This is a genomic window from Desulfovermiculus halophilus DSM 18834, assembly GCF_000620765.1.
GTDB classification, from domain to species: domain Bacteria; phylum Desulfobacterota; class Desulfovibrionia; order Desulfovibrionales; family Desulfothermaceae; genus Desulfovermiculus; species Desulfovermiculus halophilus.
The window spans coordinates 65,072-83,169 of sequence record NZ_JIAK01000006.1; the positions used below are offsets into that span (position 1 = coordinate 65,072).

An 18,098-nucleotide genomic window follows, 5' to 3' on the forward strand; every position below is an offset into this window, starting at 1 on the left:
GTATCTCAGGGTGAATGGGGTCTCGTATGCTTATTCGATGATAGCTACGATGTCGTCTTCGCGCATGACCAGATGCTCTTCGCCTTCGACCTTGATCTCAGTGCCGGCGTACTTGTTGAACATAACCTTGTCTCCGACCTTGACCGACATCTCCATGCGCTTTCCGTCGTCGCTCATTTTGCCGGGACCTACGGCCACGACTTCACCCCGGATGGGCTTTTCCTTGGCGGTATCCGGGATGATGATCCCGCCCTTGGTCTTTTCCTCTTCCTCCAGCCGCTTGACCAGTACTCGATCGTGCAGTGGCTTCAGCTTCATAGGTTCTGCCTCCAATGGTTCCGTTAAAATTGATTGTGTTTGTTTGCTTTCAGGCTGTGTTAGCACTCCTTGATGGTGAGTGCTAACAGGAGGCATAATAGTGATTAGGTGATGAAAATCAATAGAAAATTTGAGAGATTGTCAGCTAATTTCGTCTATTGCGCAAGTATAAATGGCAAGAGAATAATAATTCGAAAAAAAACACTGAAAAACGTTAAAAATCTCTTTTTTTCTTCTCTATCGATCCCGCCCACCTTGTTCCGGCTCCCGGCCACTGACCACTGACCACTGCCTACTGACGTCTGACCACCGACCACCGGCCCCCGGCTACTGCCCACTACTCTTCTCTCCGTCCCCCCTTGAGGGGGGCTCGGGGGTGTTTCTCTTTGCCCCCTGGATCACTTCTCCGTTCTGCTCCAAGAGGGCGAATGATTATTCGCCCCTACACCTCCTCCCAAATCCAGGCACCATTCCGCGGGCATTCCGCCTTCCACCGACCACTGCCTACTGACCACTGACCACTGACCACTGCCTACTGACGTCTGACCTCTGACGTCTGACCTCTGACTTCTGACCTCTGACTTCTGACTTCCGACGTCTGACCTCCGACGTCTGGCCCCCTCCCCAGCTATTGCCCACTACTCTTCTCTCCGTCCCCCTTGAGGGGGGCTCGGGGGGTGTTTCTCTTTGCCCCCTGGATCACTTCTCCGTTCTGCTCCAAGAGGGCGAATGATTATTCGCCCCTACACCTCCTCCCAAATCCAGGCACCATTCCGCGGGCATTCCGCCTTCCACCGACCACTGCCTACTGACCACTGACCACTGACCACTGCCTACTGACGTCTGACCTCTGACGTCTGACCTCTGACCACTGACTTCTGATCTCTTACCTCCGACCTCATCTCTCCCGACTTGACCGGCGGGCAGGGCATTGTCTACAAGGCGGGGACGTAGACCTCATCCCACGGAGAAGACAATGGAGCAGACAACCAGGATAGGATTTGCCGGCACGGATGCCCGGACCCTGCTTTCCGCGCTGGTGGTTTCAACAGCCAAAAGCGAGACCGCAACAGCTGCCTGCAAGGGCGTGGTCGTCCGGGGCACGTCCTCCATGCCCAGGCTGGCCGAACCGGATATGCTGAACTGGCCGGTGGAGTTCATCCCAGCGGAGGACACCTCGGTCCAGGCCTATGCCAGGGCAGCGATCCGGGCCATGCAGACCGGAGAGCTGGACTACCTTGTGCCCCTGCCCGAAGCCCTCTTGTTCGACGGCCTGGTCGATGAGCTGGAGGAGGCCGGATTGGGGGAGCGTATCGCCGGCTTACGACGGGATGGAGCATTCCTGGAGGCGGACAAGATCAAATGCAAGGAATTTTGCGCTCAGGCCGGCATTCCGGTTGCGGATTCCTGGTGGGAGGTGGATGCCCGGGACGCCCAAGCCGTGGTCCGGACCTGTCTGCAGGGCATTCACGAGCACGGCGGAGTGGTTTTGAAATTTCCCTACAGCGCCGGGGGGAAAGGGGCCAGAGTCGTCCTGAATACATGGGAGATCCAGGATGTGTATCAAAAGCTCCTGGATGACTACAAAAAAGAGTACAAGAAGATGTTCCGCAACCAGCCCTGGCCTCTGCTGATTGAGTCCCGGATGTCCGGGGTGGAGATCAGCTTCACCATTCTGGTGGACAGCGGCGGAAACTTTTGCATACTGCCCACGTCCATGGATTACCCGGAGCGTTTTGCCGGCCCTCCCGGGCCGGACAATCCGATTACCGGAGGCATGGGATCAATATCTCCTCATCCCTTCGAGAGCCCGGAGCTGATCGAGCTGGTCGAGGAAAACATCGCCCGGCCGATGATCCAGGCCATGAGGGCCCAGGGCATCCTCAGGCCATGTGTGCTCTATCCCGGCTGTTTTGTCTCCTTTGCCCAGGAGGAGGGCTCCGGGCTGAAGCCCGTGAGCATCAGGGTCTGCGAGATCAATATTCGGCCCGGAGAGCCTGAGTTTCAGGCGGTGGTGCGCAGGATGCGCAATCTGGGGCCTGTGCTGCGGGCCATGTTCACCGGCGAGCTGGACCGGGTGAAGCCGGAAGTGCGCGAGGATCAGATCGCCTTGTGCGTGGGGCTGGTCACCGGGCCCGGAGGACCGGACGGGCAAAAGGGCTATCCCTGGAGCGTGACCAAGTTCGAGCCGGTGGAGCTGGACCTGCAGGGCCTGGCCAAGAAGAATATCCAGCTCGTTCCCTCGGGCATGGGGTACAGCCGGGAACGGGGTCTGTACTCGGATGGGACCCGGGTGGCGTATGTCAACATCAATGGGACCGTCAAGCCCGGGCAGAGCCGGGGGGAAGTGGCGGAGCGCCTGCGGACCAGGGTCTACAATGCCTTTGACGCCGGCCGGGTCCGGGTTGTGCCCAGGGAGAACGAGAACGGGAACCGCCTGGATCTGCGCCGGGACATCGGGGCCCATTTCAGGCAGGCGGACGAGCTGTGGGCCTTGGCCGGAGGAAGGTAGAGGACAGAAGACAGAGGACAGAAGTCAGAGGACAGAAGACAGAAGCCAGAGGTCGGTAAGAGGGAGTTGGAAAGACCCAAGCCAGAGGGTAGAAAGAACAAGAGTACACCCCCCTTGGATTCCCCCCTCAAGGGGGGACAGTATGCGCTCAGTACCGGGTATGAAATATATAGCCAGGCTGTCGGAAGAGGGCGAATGATCATTCGCCCCTACAAGCCAATTCCTTGGCTTGACCAGACTTCTGACTCCCTTTTACCGACCACCGACCACTGCCCCTCTCCGTCCCCCCTTGAGGGGGCCTTGGGGGTGTTTCTTTTTCTGTCCTCTCCCCAGGCCGGAGGCTGACTACCGTCTTCCGTCCACGGTCCACCGACTTCCGTCCACTGCCCACCGACCACTGACCACTGTCTACTGATCTCTGATCTCTGTCCTCCCCCGTTCCCCGTGGATCAGTCCATGGTTCCGCTGTATTTCTGGATATAGGCCACCGGATTGTAGGATTCCTTGGCCTTGCGCAGGCCGGGATCGCCCAGGTCCTGCTCCCGGTTGACATAGGTGAACCGGGAGGCGGAGTTGGCCAAAAACATCTGATTGATTGCCTGGTACGCGCCTTTGTGGTTGGGGCAGCCCTTTTCAAAATGGATGACCACTGTCTGCTCATCCAGGGGCTCGGCCACGGTATAGGCGATCATGTTCCCGTCCACCAGGAGCCCGCCTCCGAAAACGTCTTCCAGCTTGCTCCAGTCTTCAAATGTATTCAAGATCGCTCTGTTTTCGGCCTCCAGGGTGGTGGAATCTTCGCAGTCCCTCCACAAGCACCATTCCGTCTGCAGGGTCAGGGCCTTTTCCACTGCTTCTACGGTCAAGGGGATGTAGGTGGAGTCAAAGGTGCGCTTGAATTGGTTCAGGAGGTTCTTTTTCTTGTGGAACCGGTTTCCGCGCAGCTCGATAAGCTCCTGAACATTGTACACATAGTCGAAATGGTCCGGAGCAGGCTGGAGGTTGACCCTGGAGGCAAGCTGGGGGGCAAGGATATCGGCCAGTCGGCTGGGAATCCGGATCAGCTCCAGGGGGCCCTCTGGAAGCTGGGAGCGGACCAGGCTCCAATCCTGCTCCTGCCAGGGGCCCACCGGGGCCCAGTACTGGCGATGGGGCTTGTTTTGGCGGATGCAGACCAGGGAGTCGGTCCAGGCCCATTCCAGGGCGTAGATGTCTCTCCAGGCCCAGAGGTTGACGAAGCTGTAGTCAGAGCTGATCTGCGGGCATTGACTGAGTCTGTTCTTGTATTCCGTTTGTCTGTCCAGAGACAGGGGATGAAAGGTCAGGGTCATGTTACGCTCCTTATTGACACGCATTCCAGGGTCAGGAATGCGTGCTTGACTGGCTGTTTTTGTGTTTCATGGCCTGCATGCTGAACCGGGTCCAGTCCCGGCGGAAGAAGATCCAGGCCATAAGCAGGGACTGGATGAACTGAGAGATGAACATCGCGGCCCAGATCCCTGAAGCCCGGCCCAGAACCAGGTGCCCGAGGATAAAGGCCAAGGGGAGACGAACGCACCAAACCGTTCCCCCGATGGCCATCATGGTGTACCTGGTGGCCCCGGCCCCGAGAAAAACCCCGCCCAGGATCATGCTGGTCGCAGTAAAAGGGATGGCCGCGACATTGAAGTGCAGATAGCTGGCGATCTCCTGCTGGACCTGTGTCTTGGTGGTCAGCAGTCCGGCCACCGGATCCACCATCAACCAGACCCCGATTCCCATGGCCGAGACCAGAAGACAGCCCAGGGCCCAGGTCATGGTTCCGATCCGCTTAGCCTGAGGGGGATCGATCTGGCCCAGGGCATGACCGACCAGGATGGAGGCGGTCATATTGAAGGCGAATGCGGGGAGAAACAGAATGGATTCGATCCGGATTCCGGCAGCCAGAGCGGCCATGGCAACGACCTCGCCCCGGGGGAGGCTGGCGGTGATGGCGAACAGCACCAGATAGGCGGTCTGCCACAGGGTCTGCATCAGTCCGGCGGGCCAGGCCACCATCCACAGATAGGGCAGCGCAGATTTCATCCAGCGCAGGGGAGGGAATGCCGAGGGCTGAATCCATCCGCGCTTGAGCAGCAGCAGGCAGTTGAACAGGCATCCGCAGCTGACTGAAATCAAGGTGGCCCAGGCCAGACCTATTGCCCCGAGGCGGGGCAGGCCGAACAGACCGAAGCACAGCCCGAAGTCGGAGAAGGCGTTTAATCCAGTGACCAGAATCATGGACAATAGCGGGATGTGCACCTTCTTCTGGGCTCGAAATACCGCATTGCTGGCCACGAGCAGGTAGTAGACCGGCAAGAGACAGAGGTAGATGGCCAGGAACTCGCTGGCCAGCACGCGGATGGATTCCGGGGTGCGCAAAAGATCCAGAAGGAGGCCGCGCAGGGGATAGGCCAGGACGGAAAGGAGCAGGCTCGCGACCAGAACCAGGCCCATGACCATGTTGATGTAGCGCACCGCCCGCACTGTCTTTCCTGCACCGAGGGATTGGCTGACCGCGGATACCGACCCGTTGGCCAGGGCAATGGCGATGATCAGAAAAAAGAGCAGGATTTGGGTGATCATGCCCAGGGCGGCCTGCACATTGTCCCCGATCTGGCCGGCCACATAGACGTCAGCAAACCCGATCAGGAAGTGAAAGAACATCATCAGGGTCTGGGGCCAGGCCAGACGCCAGATGGAACCGGCGTGCTCAGCGGCCGGGGTGGTGTGGGCAGCGTGGGTCAGGGGGCGGTTGGGGATGGTGGTCATTGTCCTGAATTTCTGCGGTCTATGGCTGTTGGAAGATAGCCTGTAGTGGGATCCGTGGCAAAGCGGAGAGAGCAGAAGTCGGTGGTCAGTGGTCGGATGTCAGAAGTAAGAGGACAGAAGACAGTGGCCGGCCACGGACCACGGACCACTGACTACCGACTACAGGCTACCGACTGCCGGCTACCGACCACCGACTCCCGATTCCGTGCCAGTTATTGGTGCAACCTGCTGCTCTGGTGCATGAGCAGCATATCGGCCAGGACCAGGCTGACCATGGCCTTGAGCACGGGGATGATTCTGGGGATGGCGCTGACATCGTGCCGGCCTTTGGTGGTGAAGGTGATTTCTTCGCCCTGTTCGTTGAGGGTCTGCTGGGGGAGGGCGATGGATGGGATCGGCTTGACCGTGGCCCGGGCAATGATCGGCTGTCCTGTGGATATGCCGCCAAGCATCCCTCCGGCGTCGTTCTTGGTGAATCCTTCCCGCCGCAGGGGATCGTTATTCTGGCTGCCCATGAGTTCGGCCGCATCGCGTCCGGCGCCTATTTCCACCGCTTTGACCGCCCCCACGCCCATCATGGCGTAGCTCAGTCTGGCATCCAGCTTATCGAACACCGGCTCGCCCAAGCCGGGGGGTACGTTCATGGCGGCGATCTCAACGATGCCCCCCAGACTGTCCCCCATTTTGCGCACCTCTTCCACCTTGTTCTGCCACAGTTCGAGAACAGAAGGATCAGGAGCGAAATACGGCCGGTTCCTGGCTTCTTCCGGGGAGATGACCTCAGCTTGAATCCCGCCCAGCTCCCGGGTGTAGGCCAGGATGTCCACGCCGTATGCCTGGAGCAGACGCTGGGCCACAGCCCCGCCGGCGACCCGGCAGACCGTCTCCCGGGCCGAGGCCCGGCCCCCTCCCCGGTGATCCCGGAGACCGTATTTCTGCCGGTAGCTGAAGTCGGCGTGGCCCGGGCGGTACAGGGTGCGCAGGTGATCGTAGTCCCTGGACTGCTGATCCTGGTTGGGAACCAGAAAGCCGATGGATGTCCCGGTTGTCCGTCCTTCAAAGATTCCGGACAGGATCTGGATCTGGTCTCCTTCCTTTCTGGAGGATGTGGACAGCCCCTGTCCGGGCTTGCGCTTGTCCAGCTCGAGCTGAATGTCTTCTTCGGTCAGCGGGAGTCCCGCCGGACAGCCATCGATGACCCCGCCCAGGCTGGGTCCATGGGACTCGCCAAAGGTAGTCAGCCGAAACATGGTGCCGAAAGTATTGCCGGGCATATGAATTCCCTCGGGTTGGTGCGCCTACCGCACAGCATCAATGCTGGATGGAACTGGCAGAAGCTGCACAGTTCGTGACTTCGGGTATCACTTTTGTGCCCATTGGGCAAAGAGCCGGCCCAGATCCGCCGGAGCAAGGGCCGGCTGGTCGTACATACCCTGCTGATTCCGCTGCCGCCAGGACTCATAGAGCATGACAGCTCCGGCTACCGAGACATTGAGGCTTTCCACCATTCCCTGCATCGGGATGTACACCTCACCGTCCAGGAGGGGAACCAGCTCCGGACTGACCCCCTGGTGTTCATTGCCCAGGACAATAGCCGTGGGTCGGGCAAGGTCCTGGGTGTGGACAGGGACGGCTTGGGGGCTGAACCTGGCCCCGAGGATGGACATAGAGCGGGAGCGAAGCGCCCCGGCCAGCTCTTCAGAGCTGGTATGCCTGTGCAGGTCCACCCATTTGCTGGCTGAGGCCGAGCTTTTTCGTCCCGGACGGGGAAACTCTTCCCTGGTGTAGTACAGGTGGACGCTTTGTACCCCAAAGGCGTCGCAGCTGCGAAGCACAGCCGAGACATTGTGCGGGTCGTGGATGTTGTCCATGACCAGGGTAAGGTCCGGCTGGCGCCGGCTGAGGACGTCCCGGATCCGTTGTTTTCTGTGCTCGGTGATCTGACGCATGCTCACACGCTGGACGATCGACAGAGTCGATGATGCATATGCTTTGTGCAGAATGGCAGAGAACTCTGTCCCAAAACCCGCGGGTTGTCAATTCCATGCCGGCTTGAGGCAGGGCCTGACTGTTCATTCTCCGGCTTAATGCCCGGTGTGGCCGAATCCGCCTTGGCCCCGGGATGTCTCGGACAGCTGGTCCACGGCAAACAACCGGGCCTGAAAGGCGGGGAGGAACAGGAGCTGGGCTATGCGCTGGCCCTGGTCAATGGTCCGCTCGGTCCGGGAGGTGTTGCGCAGGGAAACGATGATTTCCCCCCTGTAGTCCGGGTCGATGACTCCCACCCCCTGACTGACCACCAGTCCTTCCTTGGTCCCCAGTCCGCTGCGGGAAAAGATGAATCCGGCGATCCCGGGAGTCAGGATCTCTATGGCCACTCCGGCCGGTATCGCCTGCCGCCTGCCGGGCTTGAGGGTCAGGGCGGCCTGATCGAAGCAGGCCCGCAGGTCCAGACCCACAGAATCCTGGGTGCTGTAGGTCAAGGCGGACTCGGACCAGACTGGGTGCATATAGCGGACGTTGACGTTCACGGATGCGCTCATGCTGGGTTTTGCTCCATGGCTTGAGAGGTTCGGCCTACAGGCCGGCGGCGTCCTGCTCCACTTTGTCCTTCATCTCTTCCCGGGCCTTTTGGATGCGGGCGGCGAGATCACTGTCCCGCAGGGCCAGGATCTGGGCCGCCAGCCAAGCTGCATTCTTGGCCCCCACCTTGTCCAGGGCCAGGGTGGCCACCGGGAAGCCGGGCGGCATCTGCACCGTGGACAGCAGGGCATCCATACCTCCGAGTGATGAGGCGTTCAAAGGGATGCCCAGGACAGGCTTGGCAGTGGATGCGGCCACTGCTCCGGCCAGGTGGGCCGCCAATCCGGCGCCGCAGATAAACACCTGGCAGCCCTCGGCTTCCAGCTCCTGAACCAGGCGTTTGGTCCGCTCCGGGGTGCGGTGGGCGGAGGTTACGGTCATCTGGTACTCAATGCTGAGCTGGTCCAGGACTCCGGAACAGGCCTGCATGGTATCCTTGTCCGATGCACTGCCCATAAAAACAGCCACTTGAGGCATGATTCCTCCTTGATTGCAGTCGAAGAAACGGGTTACGCCTTGACGTTTGAACAATAAAACAGATACATTTTTTTAAATAAGATAGAGAGAAATCCCGACAGAGAGACAACTATACTTGTGGTCCACGTATCTGGCAACGGGGAGCCGAGACCGGGATGCGGCTCTGGGGCCGTCCTGGAATGGAGAGCACCCCAATCGAGGGCCGGGATCGAGCCGTTTGGTGCGGGTCTGGGCGGCAGCGGATCGGATACGTTTGAAGACAGTGGAGATTACGGTCAGCCGGTACTATCTATGAATGCATCGCGTACAGCGGTATGGAGGGGGGTGTATGATCCTGGGCATTGATGTTGGAGGAACCCACACCGATGCGGTTCTTTTGAATAAAGACGGGCTGTTGGCCTCAGCCAAAGTGACGACTCAGCACGACAACCTGTTGGCTTCGGTCCGCTCCGCTCTGGCCGAGGTGATCAAAGACCAGGACGGGACAAAGGTCAAGCGGTTTAACCTGAGCACCACCTTGTGTACCAACGCCATTGTTCAGGGCGATTTGGAGGAGGTCGGGGTGCTGGTTTCCGCCGGTCCGGGGATCGACCCGGAGCATTTCAGAATAGGATCCTGCTATTCAGTTGTCCCCGGCGGGCTGGACCACCGGGGAACCGAGCTCAAGCCTTTGGACCTGGAGATGGCCAGGTCCAAGATTGCGGAATACATTCAGCGCGGGGTGCGCATTTTTTCTCTGGTGGGCAAGTTTTCTCCCCGCAATCCGGCTCATGAGAATCAGCTGGCTGAGCTTTTGGGAAATGAGTGCACCTTTTTGACCCTGGGGCATACCCTGTCCGGGCAGCTCAACTTTCCCCGCCGGATAGCCACCTCATACTACAACAGTGCCATTTGGCCTATTTTCAACGACTTTGCCAACTCTGTGGCCGACAGCCTCGCGGATTTTGGTCTGCACCCCCCGCATGTGAATATTCTCAAGGCCGATGGGGGGACCATGACCTTCACCCAGGCCCGGCAAACGCCTGTGGAGAGCATCTTTTCCGGGCCCTCGGCCAGCGTCATGGGGATCATGGCCCTGTGTCCCATTGAGTCGGACGCCATCCTGCTGGATATGGGAGGCACAACCACTGACGTAGCGGTTTTTGCCGACGGGGATCCCTTGATCGAGGCGGAGAGCGTGGAGCTTGCTCATCGGCCCACCCTGGTCCGGGCCATGAAGACCAAATCCATCCCCTTGGGCGGAGATTCTGCTGTGTCTGCCGACCAAGGGGGGGTGTGCGTTGGTCCCAAGCGGATGGGCCCGTGCATGGCTCAGGGAGGGACCTATCCCACTCTGGTGGATGCCCTGAACTGCGCCAAACAATATGCCTATGGCCAGACCCAGGCCTCGGACCAGGGAATGGAGACCCTGGGTCGGGAGCTGGGCTGGAGCTCCGGTCATGTGTCCTGGCAGGTCATCCATGAGTTCTGCCGGGTCTTAAAGCAAGAGACCCTGGACATGCTGGCGGAGATAAACGAACGGCCGGTGTATACGGTGCATGAGTTCCTGGAGTACAGGCAGATCGTTCCCAAGCGCATTTATCTTATGGGCGGGCCGGCCCAGGTCATGGCTCCGTTTGTCAGCCAGGCCTTCGGGCTCCCGGTGGTGGTCCCGGACAACTATGCGGTGGCCAATGCCCTGGGCGCGGCTCTGGCCAGGCCGACAATGCAGGCTGAGCTTTTTGCGGACACGGAAAAACGGACCATGAATATACCGGTTTTGGGCATCAACGAACGGGTGGGCGACCAGTACGCCCTGACCCAGGCCCGGGACGACGTGGTCCGCCATCTGTGTACCTATCTGACCAATCATCTTGACTGGCGGGTGCCCCAATCCGAAGTGGAGGTGGTGGAAGAGAGCGCTATGAATATGGTCAAGGATGTCTATCATGTGGGGCAGGATTTGCGGGTCAAATGCCAGATTAAGCCCGGCATCTCCCCGGATTATCAGCATGCAGTGAGGTGCCTATGCAAAGAGCAGTAAACCGGCTGGGGATTGTCTTTTTCCCGGCCTTTGACTGGGCCATTTCGCCCACGCATCCGGAACGGCAGGAACGCCTGCTGTACACCATGGATCAGCTGAAGGAAGAAGGGCTGTTCGATATTCCGGGAATCCGGGAGTATAAGCCGGATGTGGCCGAGCTGGAGGATATCCGGAGAGTGCATTTCTGCTTTCCGGACACCGCCTCCAACCTGACCAACTCGCATCTGATCTCCGCTGGAGGGGCCATCAAGTCCGGACAGCTGGTTATGGAAAATGAAGAGGACAAGACCTTTGCCCTGGTTCGGCCTCCGGGACATCACGCCATGAAGGTGGTCCACGGAGGACGCGGGTTCTGCAACGTGAATATGGAAGCGATCATGGTTGAGAACCTGCGCCGGCACTATGGGGTGGGCCGGGTGGCCATCGTGGACACCGATTGCCATCACGGGGACGGGACCCAGGATATATACTGGCATGATCCGGAGACCCTGTACATCTCCATTCATCAAGACGGAAGGACCCTGTTTCCCGGAACCGGCTTTCCCGGAGAGCTTGGCGGGCCCAAGGCCCTGGGGAAAACCATCAACATTCCCCTGCCCCCGGCCTCTTCGGACGAAGGGATGCTGTACGTGATCGAAAACGTGGTCCTGCCTATACTAGAGGATTTCAAGCCGGAGCTGATCATCAACTCCGCGGGACAGGACAATCATTTCTCCGATCCGATCACCAACATGAATGTATCCGCCCAGGGATATGCCCGGCTGAATCAGCTGCTGAATCCGGACATAGCGGTTTTGGAAGGCGGGTATTCCATTCAGGGGGCCCTGCCCTACGTGAATCTGGGCATCGCCCTGGCCATGGCCGGTCTGGACTACAGCAGCGTGCGCGAGCCGGATTATGATCCGGATGCGATCCGTCAGGAACAGCGGATCACCGAGTATATCAAAAAGATGTCCATGGCCGCCCTGGATGGATACTTCAGCCCGCCCACCGCCCATATGAGCAGGGAAAAGCAGGGGGACTACTTTATCCGGTCCAAGGAGGTCTTCTACGACACCTCGTTTATTACCGAGCGGCAGCGGGAATTCCTGCTTGACTGTGATCACTGCCCGGGGCTGCTTCGGGTGGAAACCTCGTCCAGCAAGACAAAGAACTGCCTGGGGCTGGAGATACCCCGTCTGGGATGCGAACGGTGCCGGGCCGAAGGGGAGCGCATCTTTGCCGAGGAACAAGCCAAGGGCAAATTCACCAACATCCAGTTCATTGACCGGGTGCAGGGGACGTGTCAGCGGGCCGTGGCCGGAGGGCGGTAGATAGAAGACAGAGGTCAGAGGTCAGAGATCAGAGGTCAGAAGACAGTGGTCGGTGGGCAGTGGACGGTGGAAGACGGAATGCCTGGGATTAGAGCCTGGATTCGGCAGATAGGTTGTAGGGGCGAATAATCATTCGCCCTCTTGGAGCAGAGCGGAGAAGTGATCCAGGAGGCAAAGAGAAACACCCCCCGAACCCCCCCCTCAAGGGGGGACGGGGAGAAGAGTAGTGGGCAGTAGCCGGTGGTCAGAGGACAGAGATCGGAAGTCGGTGGTCGGAAGACAGTGGTCGGTGGGCAGTGGACGGTGGAAGACGGAATGCCTGGGATTAGAGCCTGGATTCGGCGGATAGGTTGGAGGGGCGAATAATCATTCGCTCTCTTGGAGCAGAAGAGCGGAAGAAGGCAGAGGACAGGAAGGAGAAACACCCCAGCCCAGCAAGGGGAACAGGGGAACAGAAAACACGCGGCCCGTGGTCCCGTGATTTTTCAGGTGCGGACCGGGCAGTACCCCGGGGTTCCGAAACCGAACCCGTACCAAGGGGGAGGTATGCAGACTCAAAAAGAAGAACGGTATCTTCTGGAGGCCATCAATTCCCTCCAGCGGGAGCTTGTGGTTATATCTCCGGATTTTCGGATTCTGGCGGCGAATGACTATGCCAAAGAAAAGTACGGCCAGGACATGGTGGGTCGTTTGTGCCATGAGCTGTCTATCGGGCCGTGCAAGCATATGGAGGCCTGTCCAGTGCTGGGACGGGTCTGCGAGACCTCGGAAGCGGGAGGTCCCCAGGCCGGGCTTGACCTCGAAGACGGGGGAACCTGTTATGGGATGTTCGCCGGCGGGCACATGGAAGGGGTGGTTCGTCTGGATTTTGATCCCCCCAAGATGGGTCGCCTGGAACGGAAGCTGACCAGGTCCAATGCCTTTTTGCACAATCTGATCATGAGCTCCGTGGATGCGGTGATTGCCGCGGATATGACCGGCTCCATTCTTGTGTTCAACGATGCTGCATCCGAGATCCTGGGCTACTCCAGGGAAGAGGCCCTGCGCAGTCTGGATATTCGGGACATCTATCCCGGCGATGGAGCCAAAGACGTCATGCGCAGGCTGCGCAGCGATGAGCTGGGAGGGCCGGGAAAACTGAAAGGCTGGCAGGTGACCGCGGTGGCCAAGGACAAAACGACCATCCCCATAAGCCTGGACGCCTCCATTATCTATGAACACGGTCAGGAAGTGGCCACCATCGGCTTTTTTCACGATCTGCGGGAAACCATCAAGATGGAGCAGGAGCTGGAGGAAACCAGAATCCAGTTGTTTCAGTCTTCGAAGATGGCCGCCCTGGGCAAGCTGGCGGCGGGTGTGGCCCACCAGATCAACAACCCCTTGGGGGGCATCAGCCTCTTTGCTCAGCTCTTGATGGAGGAGTACGATCTGGAAGAAGGGGCGAAGCAGGATCTACGGAGGATCATGGATGATGCCCAGCGCTGCCGGGATACGGTCAAAGAGCTTCTGGAGTTCGCCCGGCAGTCAACGTATAAGACCAAACTGCAGGATATGAACAAGGCCATAGACAGGACCCTGTTTCTCTTGGAAAAACACGCCATCTTTCAAAATATTACCATTGAACGCCGTTTTGATCCCCAACTCCCATTCGTGCCTTGCGATTTGCAGCAGATGAGTCATGTGTTCATGAACATCGTGCTCAATGCGGCTGAAGCCATGGAGGGCGAAGGACAACTGAGCGTTGCCACGGCCAGACAAGGCGAAGACAAGGTCCTGCTCACCTTCACCGATACCGGCCCGGGGATTGGGGACGATGTCCTGGCCAATATCTTCGATCCCTTTTTCACCACCAAGGAAGAGGGCAAGGGCACCGGTCTCGGCCTCTCGGTGGCCTACCGCATAGTCAGCAATCACGGAGGTCAGTTGGGGGCCAGAAACGAGCCCCAGGGCGGGGTCACCTTTTGGATAGAGCTGCCCCTGCAGGCCCAGGCTGAGGAGGGATGCGATGAGTGATGGATGGCAGCCCACGATCATGGTGGTGGATGACGAAGACAGCATTCGACTGGCTGTGGAACGCATCCTGACCAGGATAGACTGCAAGGTGCTTATGGCGGCCAATGGACAGGAGTGCCTCGGCCTCCTGGACCGGGATAAGGTGGATATCATTCTCTTGGACCTCAAGATGCCCGGCATGGACGGCATGGAGGTCCATCAGCGGATCCGGGAAATAGACGATTCCATTCTGGTCATCATCATTACCGGGTATGCGACCATTGAGACCGCAATTGAGGCCATGAAGCAGGGGGCCTACGACTTCATCCCCAAGCCCTTTGAGGCTGAACAGCTGCGCCTGGTGATCAAAAGGGCCCTGGACAAGCTGTATCTGACCCGGGAGACAGAGCGCCTGGAAGAAGAGCGGCGAAACACCCTGTTTGATCTGGCCACGGAAAAGAGCCGGACCAGGAGCATTGTCGAGGCCATGCCCAATGGGGTCATGGTTACCAACAGCCAGGGGCAGGTGGTGCTCATGAACCAGGCTGTTCGAGAGCAGCTGGGCCTGGACCAGGATTGTGAGATCGGTCAGGCCGTGGCCTCCTACGTTCCGGATCAGGACCTGTGCTCCTTTGTGACCAGTGTGGGCCAGGGGCCTGATTCGGGAGAGGTTTCGACCTGCGAGCTGGATATGGGCAGGGAGGTAACCCTTCTGGTTAAAGCCCGGCCCATTCGGGGCGATCACGGTGAGCATCATGGGTCGGTGGTGGTTTTTGTGGATATCTCGGCCATCAGGAAGCTGGACCGGTTGAAGTCGGAGTTTGTGGCCAAGGTCTCCCATGAGCTGCGTTCGCCCTTGTCCACGATCCATGAACAGATGGCCATGGTCATTCAGGACCTGTTGGAACAGGAGGGTCTGATTCAGGATCAGCGTATCCTGTCCAGGGTGCAGGAGCGGACCAAGGGACTGATCAACTTGGTGGAGGACCTCCTGGATCTGTCCAAGCTGGAGGCTGGTGCGGCCTATCAGAACGTGGACGATGTACAGGTGGAAGATCTTCTGACCCGGTTGATCGGCTACCTGCGGGACCAGGCTCAAGGAAAGGACCAGGAGCTGAATCTGTATCTGCCCTCCAAACAAGCGGCCCCGGTGCGGGCCGACCCCAAGGCCCTGGAGTCCGTGTTCACCAACGTTATTTCCAACGCCCTGAAGTACACCCCGCAGCAGGGGCGGGTGGATGTGACCCTAAAGGCTGATCAGCCGGGGAAGCTGGTCCTTCTGGTGGCTGACAATGGATACGGGATCGATGAGGAGGAGCAGGACAGGATTTTCGAGCGCTTCTACCGGATAAAGGACGAGAAGACGCGGTTTATTACCGGGAGTGGACTGGGACTGCCCATTGTCAAGGGCATCCTGGATGACCTGGGCGGATCGATCAGGGTCCAGAGTACAAAGGGAGAGGGCAGCACATTTGAGATTGTGCTGCCGACGGAAGACAGAGGATAGAGGTCAGAGGTCAGAGGTCAGAGATCAGAGATCAGAGGACAGAAAGAAGAGACACCCCCCAAGCCCCCCTCAAGGGGGGACTGGGAGAAGAGTAGTGGGCAGTAGCCGGGGGGCGGAGGTCAGAGGCCAGAGATCGGTAGCCGGTAGTCGGAAGACAGTGGTCGGTGGAAGACGGAATGCCCGCGGAATGGTGCCTGGATTTGGGGAGGGTGTGTAGGGGCGAATAATCATTCGCCCTCTTGGAGCAGAACGGAGAAGTGATCCAGGGGGTAAAGAAGAAACACCCCCCGAGCCCCCCTCAAGGGGGGACGGAGAGAAGAGTAGTGGGCGGTACCCGGGGAGGGGGCCAGACGTCAGAAGTCAGAAGGCAGAGGTCAGAAGTCAGTGGCCAGAGATCGGTAGCCGGTAGTCGGAAGACAGTGGTCGGTGGAAGACGGAATGCCCGCTGAATGGTGCCTGGATTTGGGGAGGGTGTGTAGGGGCGAATAATCATTCGCCCCTTGGGAGCAGGACAACTCTACGGCCGAAGGACTGCCTCGGCCAGTTTCTCCCAGCTCATCTCCGGGAGCTGGCCGGCAAGGTCCGGGGCCAAGTCTCCGCCGTCAGCAGCCAGGGGGCCGTATTTTTCCTCGAGCAGGGAAAAGACGCGGTTCACCGACTGGCTCAGAAAGTCCTCGCTCTCCATGCCTAAGATCAGGCCCGGAAGTTCCCGGCGCAGATCAGAGGCCTTGACCCGGACCAGCCACCCTTGCCCGTACGGGTCGTCCAAGGCCGGAGCAGGATGTTCGCCCAGCTCGGTCTGGACATCGGTGATCACCCCGCTTACCGGAGACAGAACAGCAATCGAGTGCCCCTCCCGATGCAGGATGAACCCCGGCTGATCCTGAGTCAGGCGCTTGCCCAGGACCGGGATATCTATACAGTCCAGCGGTCCCAAGATCTTGAGGGCAAACTGGTCCAGGCCGATGCGGACTGTATCCTCGCTCTCCAGCTTGACCCAGGCGTGTCCGGGATGCAGATAGTATCCTTGCGGGATATGGAACCCTCGGCACTCCAGGAGATCAATGGGGGAGAGCACGGTGTGCACGCTGTAGATGTCTTGAAAATACTGGTGGAAGCTGCATTCGGCGCATAAATAGTTTTCCGTGCACGGGCGGAAGGTGATCTCTCCGCGCATGGTATGAATACACGGCCGTTGCAGGGCCGGGAGCTGCCTGAGCTTGTCCTGCCAGGTCTCGATCCTGTCCTTGAGCCGGGGCTCCCCCTTCGGTTTGCGTGCGGCATTGACCGCCGCCTGCTTGCGTAAGGCCCGGTCGAAAGGACAGCTCTGACACTGGAATTCCCGGGTACAGGCCTTGTGTCTGACCACTTGGGCCTGAGCCCAGTAGCAGGGGCGGGGAGCCGGGCCCCCCGCCTGTTGTTCTACCGCCGGGAATGAGAGCATGGCCGATCTCCTCTTGAACACACCGTATAACGGCTGGTTGTTCGGATCACGATGCTTTTCGGGTCAGGACCGGAGAAAGGTCTTGGTCAGACTGTTCCAGCCCAGTTCAGGGCAATTCCCGTACACATCGGGCTGCAGCAATCCGCCGTCTGCGGCTAATGGCCCATGCACCTCTTCAATCATATGTTCCAGGGTGGCCACTTCTTCGCTCAGCCAGTTCAGAGACTGTTCTTCATCCATGAGCCGTTTGAGCATGGACTTGATATCATTGTGCCGAACAAGCATCAGCCAGCCGTCCTCATAGGGCCGCTCAAAAGCCATTCCCGGCTTGTCTCTGACCTGCTGGTTGACATCCATAATGATCCCTTCCACCGGGGACAGGGCCTCAGCTTCATGGTTGTCCCGGGCCAACCCCCAAGCCGGCTCGGCTTGTTCCACCACCTTGCCCATGACTGGAAGATCAAAGCGGTCGAAGGCCCCCAGGACCTTGAGGGCGAAATCATCCATGCCCACCCGGATGCACCCGCCGCTTTCCACTCTGGCCCAGGTATGGCCCATATGGAACAGATATCCCTCCGGGATTTGAAAGCCCTTGACCTGATGCATTGTCTCCGGCCGGTCCACGCTGACTGCTGATAAGACCTCCTCCACGTACTGATCAAAATCGCAATGGCTGCATTCGTAGTTGTAGGGGCAGCTTCGCCGGCCGACCCGCCCGGTCAGGCTGTGGCGGCAGAGGCGTTCCTTGTCCGATCTGCGGCGCATGGCTTCTTGCCAGGTCATGGCTTTTCCGGTCGCCGCCTTTTTTCGCATGGCCCGGTCGTACGAGCAGGTGGTGCAGTCGTAGAAGTTTGTGCACGGCTTGAAAGAGACCACGCCGGTCTGCATCCACAAGCAGGGGTGGGCGGCCTTGGCCTGTTCATCCGGCTGCACGCGCCAGATCTGTCCGCCCAGAACGGTATCAATTCCGGTTTGTTGTTGGGGATCCCGCTTCCTGGTCCGGGCGGAAGTAGAACCGTAGCCTGGGAAGTTCTGGTTGATCATGCTCATCATAACAGCCTCCTTACAGCAGTTTTATATGCTTGGTCAGGGCAAGCCCCCGTAGGCATGTATGCTCAACGCCATAGATTCTTCAGTCG

At 59.2% G+C, this 18,098-nt stretch carries 14 protein-coding genes; 5 read left to right on the plus strand and 9 right to left on the minus strand.

Going from position 1 to position 18,098, the window contains the following annotated elements:
• Positions 1 to 30 precede the first annotated feature (30 nt).
• Positions 31 to 318 carry a co-chaperone GroES gene (gene groES, locus N902_RS0102835; protein WP_027369698.1) on the minus strand — a complete coding sequence of 96 codons (288 nt, stop codon included), beginning with the start codon at positions 316 to 318 and terminating at the stop codon, positions 31 to 33.
• 976 nt (positions 319 to 1,294) lie between these two features.
• Here groES and N902_RS0102840 point away from each other — a divergent pair.
• A complete protein-coding gene (locus N902_RS0102840; protein WP_027369699.1) occupies positions 1,295 to 2,830 on the plus strand; it encodes a hypothetical protein in 1,536 nt (511 codons plus the stop codon).
• A gap of 449 nt (positions 2,831 to 3,279) precedes the next feature.
• Here the strand turns inward: N902_RS0102840 and N902_RS0102845 are convergent, their stop codons facing one another.
• From N902_RS0102845 to purE, 6 genes are all read right to left on the minus strand, one after another.
• Positions 3,280 to 4,161 (minus strand): DUF2156 domain-containing protein, encoded by an 882-nt coding sequence (locus tag N902_RS0102845; RefSeq protein ID WP_027369700.1) that lies wholly within the window; start codon positions 4,159 to 4,161, stop codon positions 3,280 to 3,282.
• 31 nt (positions 4,162 to 4,192) lie between these two features.
• Positions 4,193 to 5,620 carry an MATE family efflux transporter gene (locus N902_RS16110; RefSeq protein ID WP_084287673.1) on the minus strand — a complete coding sequence of 476 codons (1,428 nt, stop codon included), beginning with the start codon at positions 5,618 to 5,620 and terminating at the stop codon, positions 4,193 to 4,195.
• 212 nt (positions 5,621 to 5,832) lie between these two features.
• Positions 5,833 to 6,894, minus strand: coding sequence for a chorismate synthase (gene aroC, locus N902_RS0102855; protein ID WP_027369701.1), 1,062 nt, complete (start codon positions 6,892 to 6,894; stop codon positions 5,833 to 5,835).
• 87 nt (positions 6,895 to 6,981) lie between these two features.
• Positions 6,982 to 7,569, minus strand: a complete 588-nt coding sequence (locus N902_RS0102860; RefSeq protein ID WP_027369702.1) for a TrmH family RNA methyltransferase — start codon at positions 7,567 to 7,569, stop codon at positions 6,982 to 6,984.
• A 135-nt stretch (positions 7,570 to 7,704) separates the two neighbouring features.
• The gene (gene dut / locus N902_RS0102865) at positions 7,705 to 8,163 is read right to left on the minus strand and encodes a dUTP diphosphatase (protein WP_027369703.1); all 459 of its coding nucleotides are present in this window, start codon (positions 8,161 to 8,163) and stop codon (positions 7,705 to 7,707) included.
• A gap of 34 nt (positions 8,164 to 8,197) precedes the next feature.
• Positions 8,198 to 8,680, minus strand: a complete 483-nt coding sequence (gene purE, locus N902_RS0102870; RefSeq protein ID WP_027369704.1) for a 5-(carboxyamino)imidazole ribonucleotide mutase — start codon at positions 8,678 to 8,680, stop codon at positions 8,198 to 8,200.
• A gap of 328 nt (positions 8,681 to 9,008) precedes the next feature.
• Between purE and N902_RS0102875 the strand changes: the two genes are divergently transcribed.
• From N902_RS0102875 to N902_RS0102890, 4 genes are all read left to right on the plus strand, one after another.
• Positions 9,009 to 10,703, plus strand: coding sequence for a hydantoinase/oxoprolinase family protein (locus tag N902_RS0102875; protein WP_027369705.1), 1,695 nt, complete (start codon positions 9,009 to 9,011; stop codon positions 10,701 to 10,703).
• Entirely contained in the window at positions 10,688 to 12,016 is a 1,329-nt protein-coding gene (locus N902_RS0102880; RefSeq protein WP_027369706.1) for a histone deacetylase family protein, read from the plus strand. The genes N902_RS0102875 and N902_RS0102880 overlap by 16 nt, the downstream gene beginning before the upstream one ends.
• Positions 12,017 to 12,562: 546 nt before the next feature.
• Entirely contained in the window at positions 12,563 to 14,029 is a 1,467-nt protein-coding gene (locus N902_RS0102885) for an ATP-binding protein (RefSeq protein ID WP_027369707.1), read from the plus strand.
• Positions 14,022 to 15,515 (plus strand): hybrid sensor histidine kinase/response regulator, encoded by a 1,494-nt coding sequence (locus N902_RS0102890; RefSeq protein WP_027369708.1) that lies wholly within the window; start codon positions 14,022 to 14,024, stop codon positions 15,513 to 15,515. The genes N902_RS0102885 and N902_RS0102890 overlap by 8 nt, the downstream gene beginning before the upstream one ends.
• A 517-nt stretch (positions 15,516 to 16,032) precedes the next feature.
• Here the strand turns inward: N902_RS0102890 and N902_RS18545 are convergent.
• Together N902_RS18545 and N902_RS18550 are read right to left on the minus strand one after the other, a co-directional pair.
• Positions 16,033 to 16,959, minus strand: coding sequence for a glycine cleavage system protein H (locus N902_RS18545; RefSeq protein ID WP_051564184.1), 927 nt, complete (start codon positions 16,957 to 16,959; stop codon positions 16,033 to 16,035).
• A 63-nt stretch (positions 16,960 to 17,022) separates the two neighbouring features.
• Positions 17,023 to 18,012: a glycine cleavage system protein H gene (locus tag N902_RS18550; RefSeq protein WP_051564186.1), complete on the minus strand. Its 990-nt coding sequence runs from the start codon at positions 18,010 to 18,012 to the stop codon at positions 17,023 to 17,025.
• Between the last annotated feature and the right edge of the window lie 86 nt (positions 18,013 to 18,098).

Coding starts and splice junctions, on each gene's coding strand:
- groES (WP_027369698.1), bottom strand. CDS start 318: ATGAAGCTGAAGCCACTGCACGATCGAGTACTGGTCAAGCGGCTGGAG.
- N902_RS0102840 (WP_027369699.1), top strand. CDS start 1,295: ATGGAGCAGACAACCAGGATAGGATTTGCCGGCACGGATGCCCGGACC.
- N902_RS0102845 (WP_027369700.1), bottom strand. CDS start 4,161: ATGACCCTGACCTTTCATCCCCTGTCTCTGGACAGACAAACGGAATAC.
- N902_RS16110 (WP_084287673.1), bottom strand. CDS start 5,620: ATGACCACCATCCCCAACCGCCCCCTGACCCACGCTGCCCACACCACC.
- aroC (WP_027369701.1), bottom strand. CDS start 6,894: ATGCCCGGCAATACTTTCGGCACCATGTTTCGGCTGACTACCTTTGGC.
- N902_RS0102860 (WP_027369702.1), bottom strand. CDS start 7,569: ATGCGTCAGATCACCGAGCACAGAAAACAACGGATCCGGGACGTCCTC.
- dut (WP_027369703.1), bottom strand. CDS start 8,163: ATGAGCGCATCCGTGAACGTCAACGTCCGCTATATGCACCCAGTCTGG.
- purE (WP_027369704.1), bottom strand. CDS start 8,680: ATGCCTCAAGTGGCTGTTTTTATGGGCAGTGCATCGGACAAGGATACC.
- N902_RS0102875 (WP_027369705.1), top strand. CDS start 9,009: ATGATCCTGGGCATTGATGTTGGAGGAACCCACACCGATGCGGTTCTT.
- N902_RS0102880 (WP_027369706.1), top strand. CDS start 10,688: ATGCAAAGAGCAGTAAACCGGCTGGGGATTGTCTTTTTCCCGGCCTTT.
- N902_RS0102885 (WP_027369707.1), top strand. CDS start 12,563: ATGCAGACTCAAAAAGAAGAACGGTATCTTCTGGAGGCCATCAATTCC.
- N902_RS0102890 (WP_027369708.1), top strand. CDS start 14,022: ATGAGTGATGGATGGCAGCCCACGATCATGGTGGTGGATGACGAAGAC.
- N902_RS18545 (WP_051564184.1), bottom strand. CDS start 16,959: ATGCTCTCATTCCCGGCGGTAGAACAACAGGCGGGGGGCCCGGCTCCC.
- N902_RS18550 (WP_051564186.1), bottom strand. CDS start 18,012: ATGATGAGCATGATCAACCAGAACTTCCCAGGCTACGGTTCTACTTCC.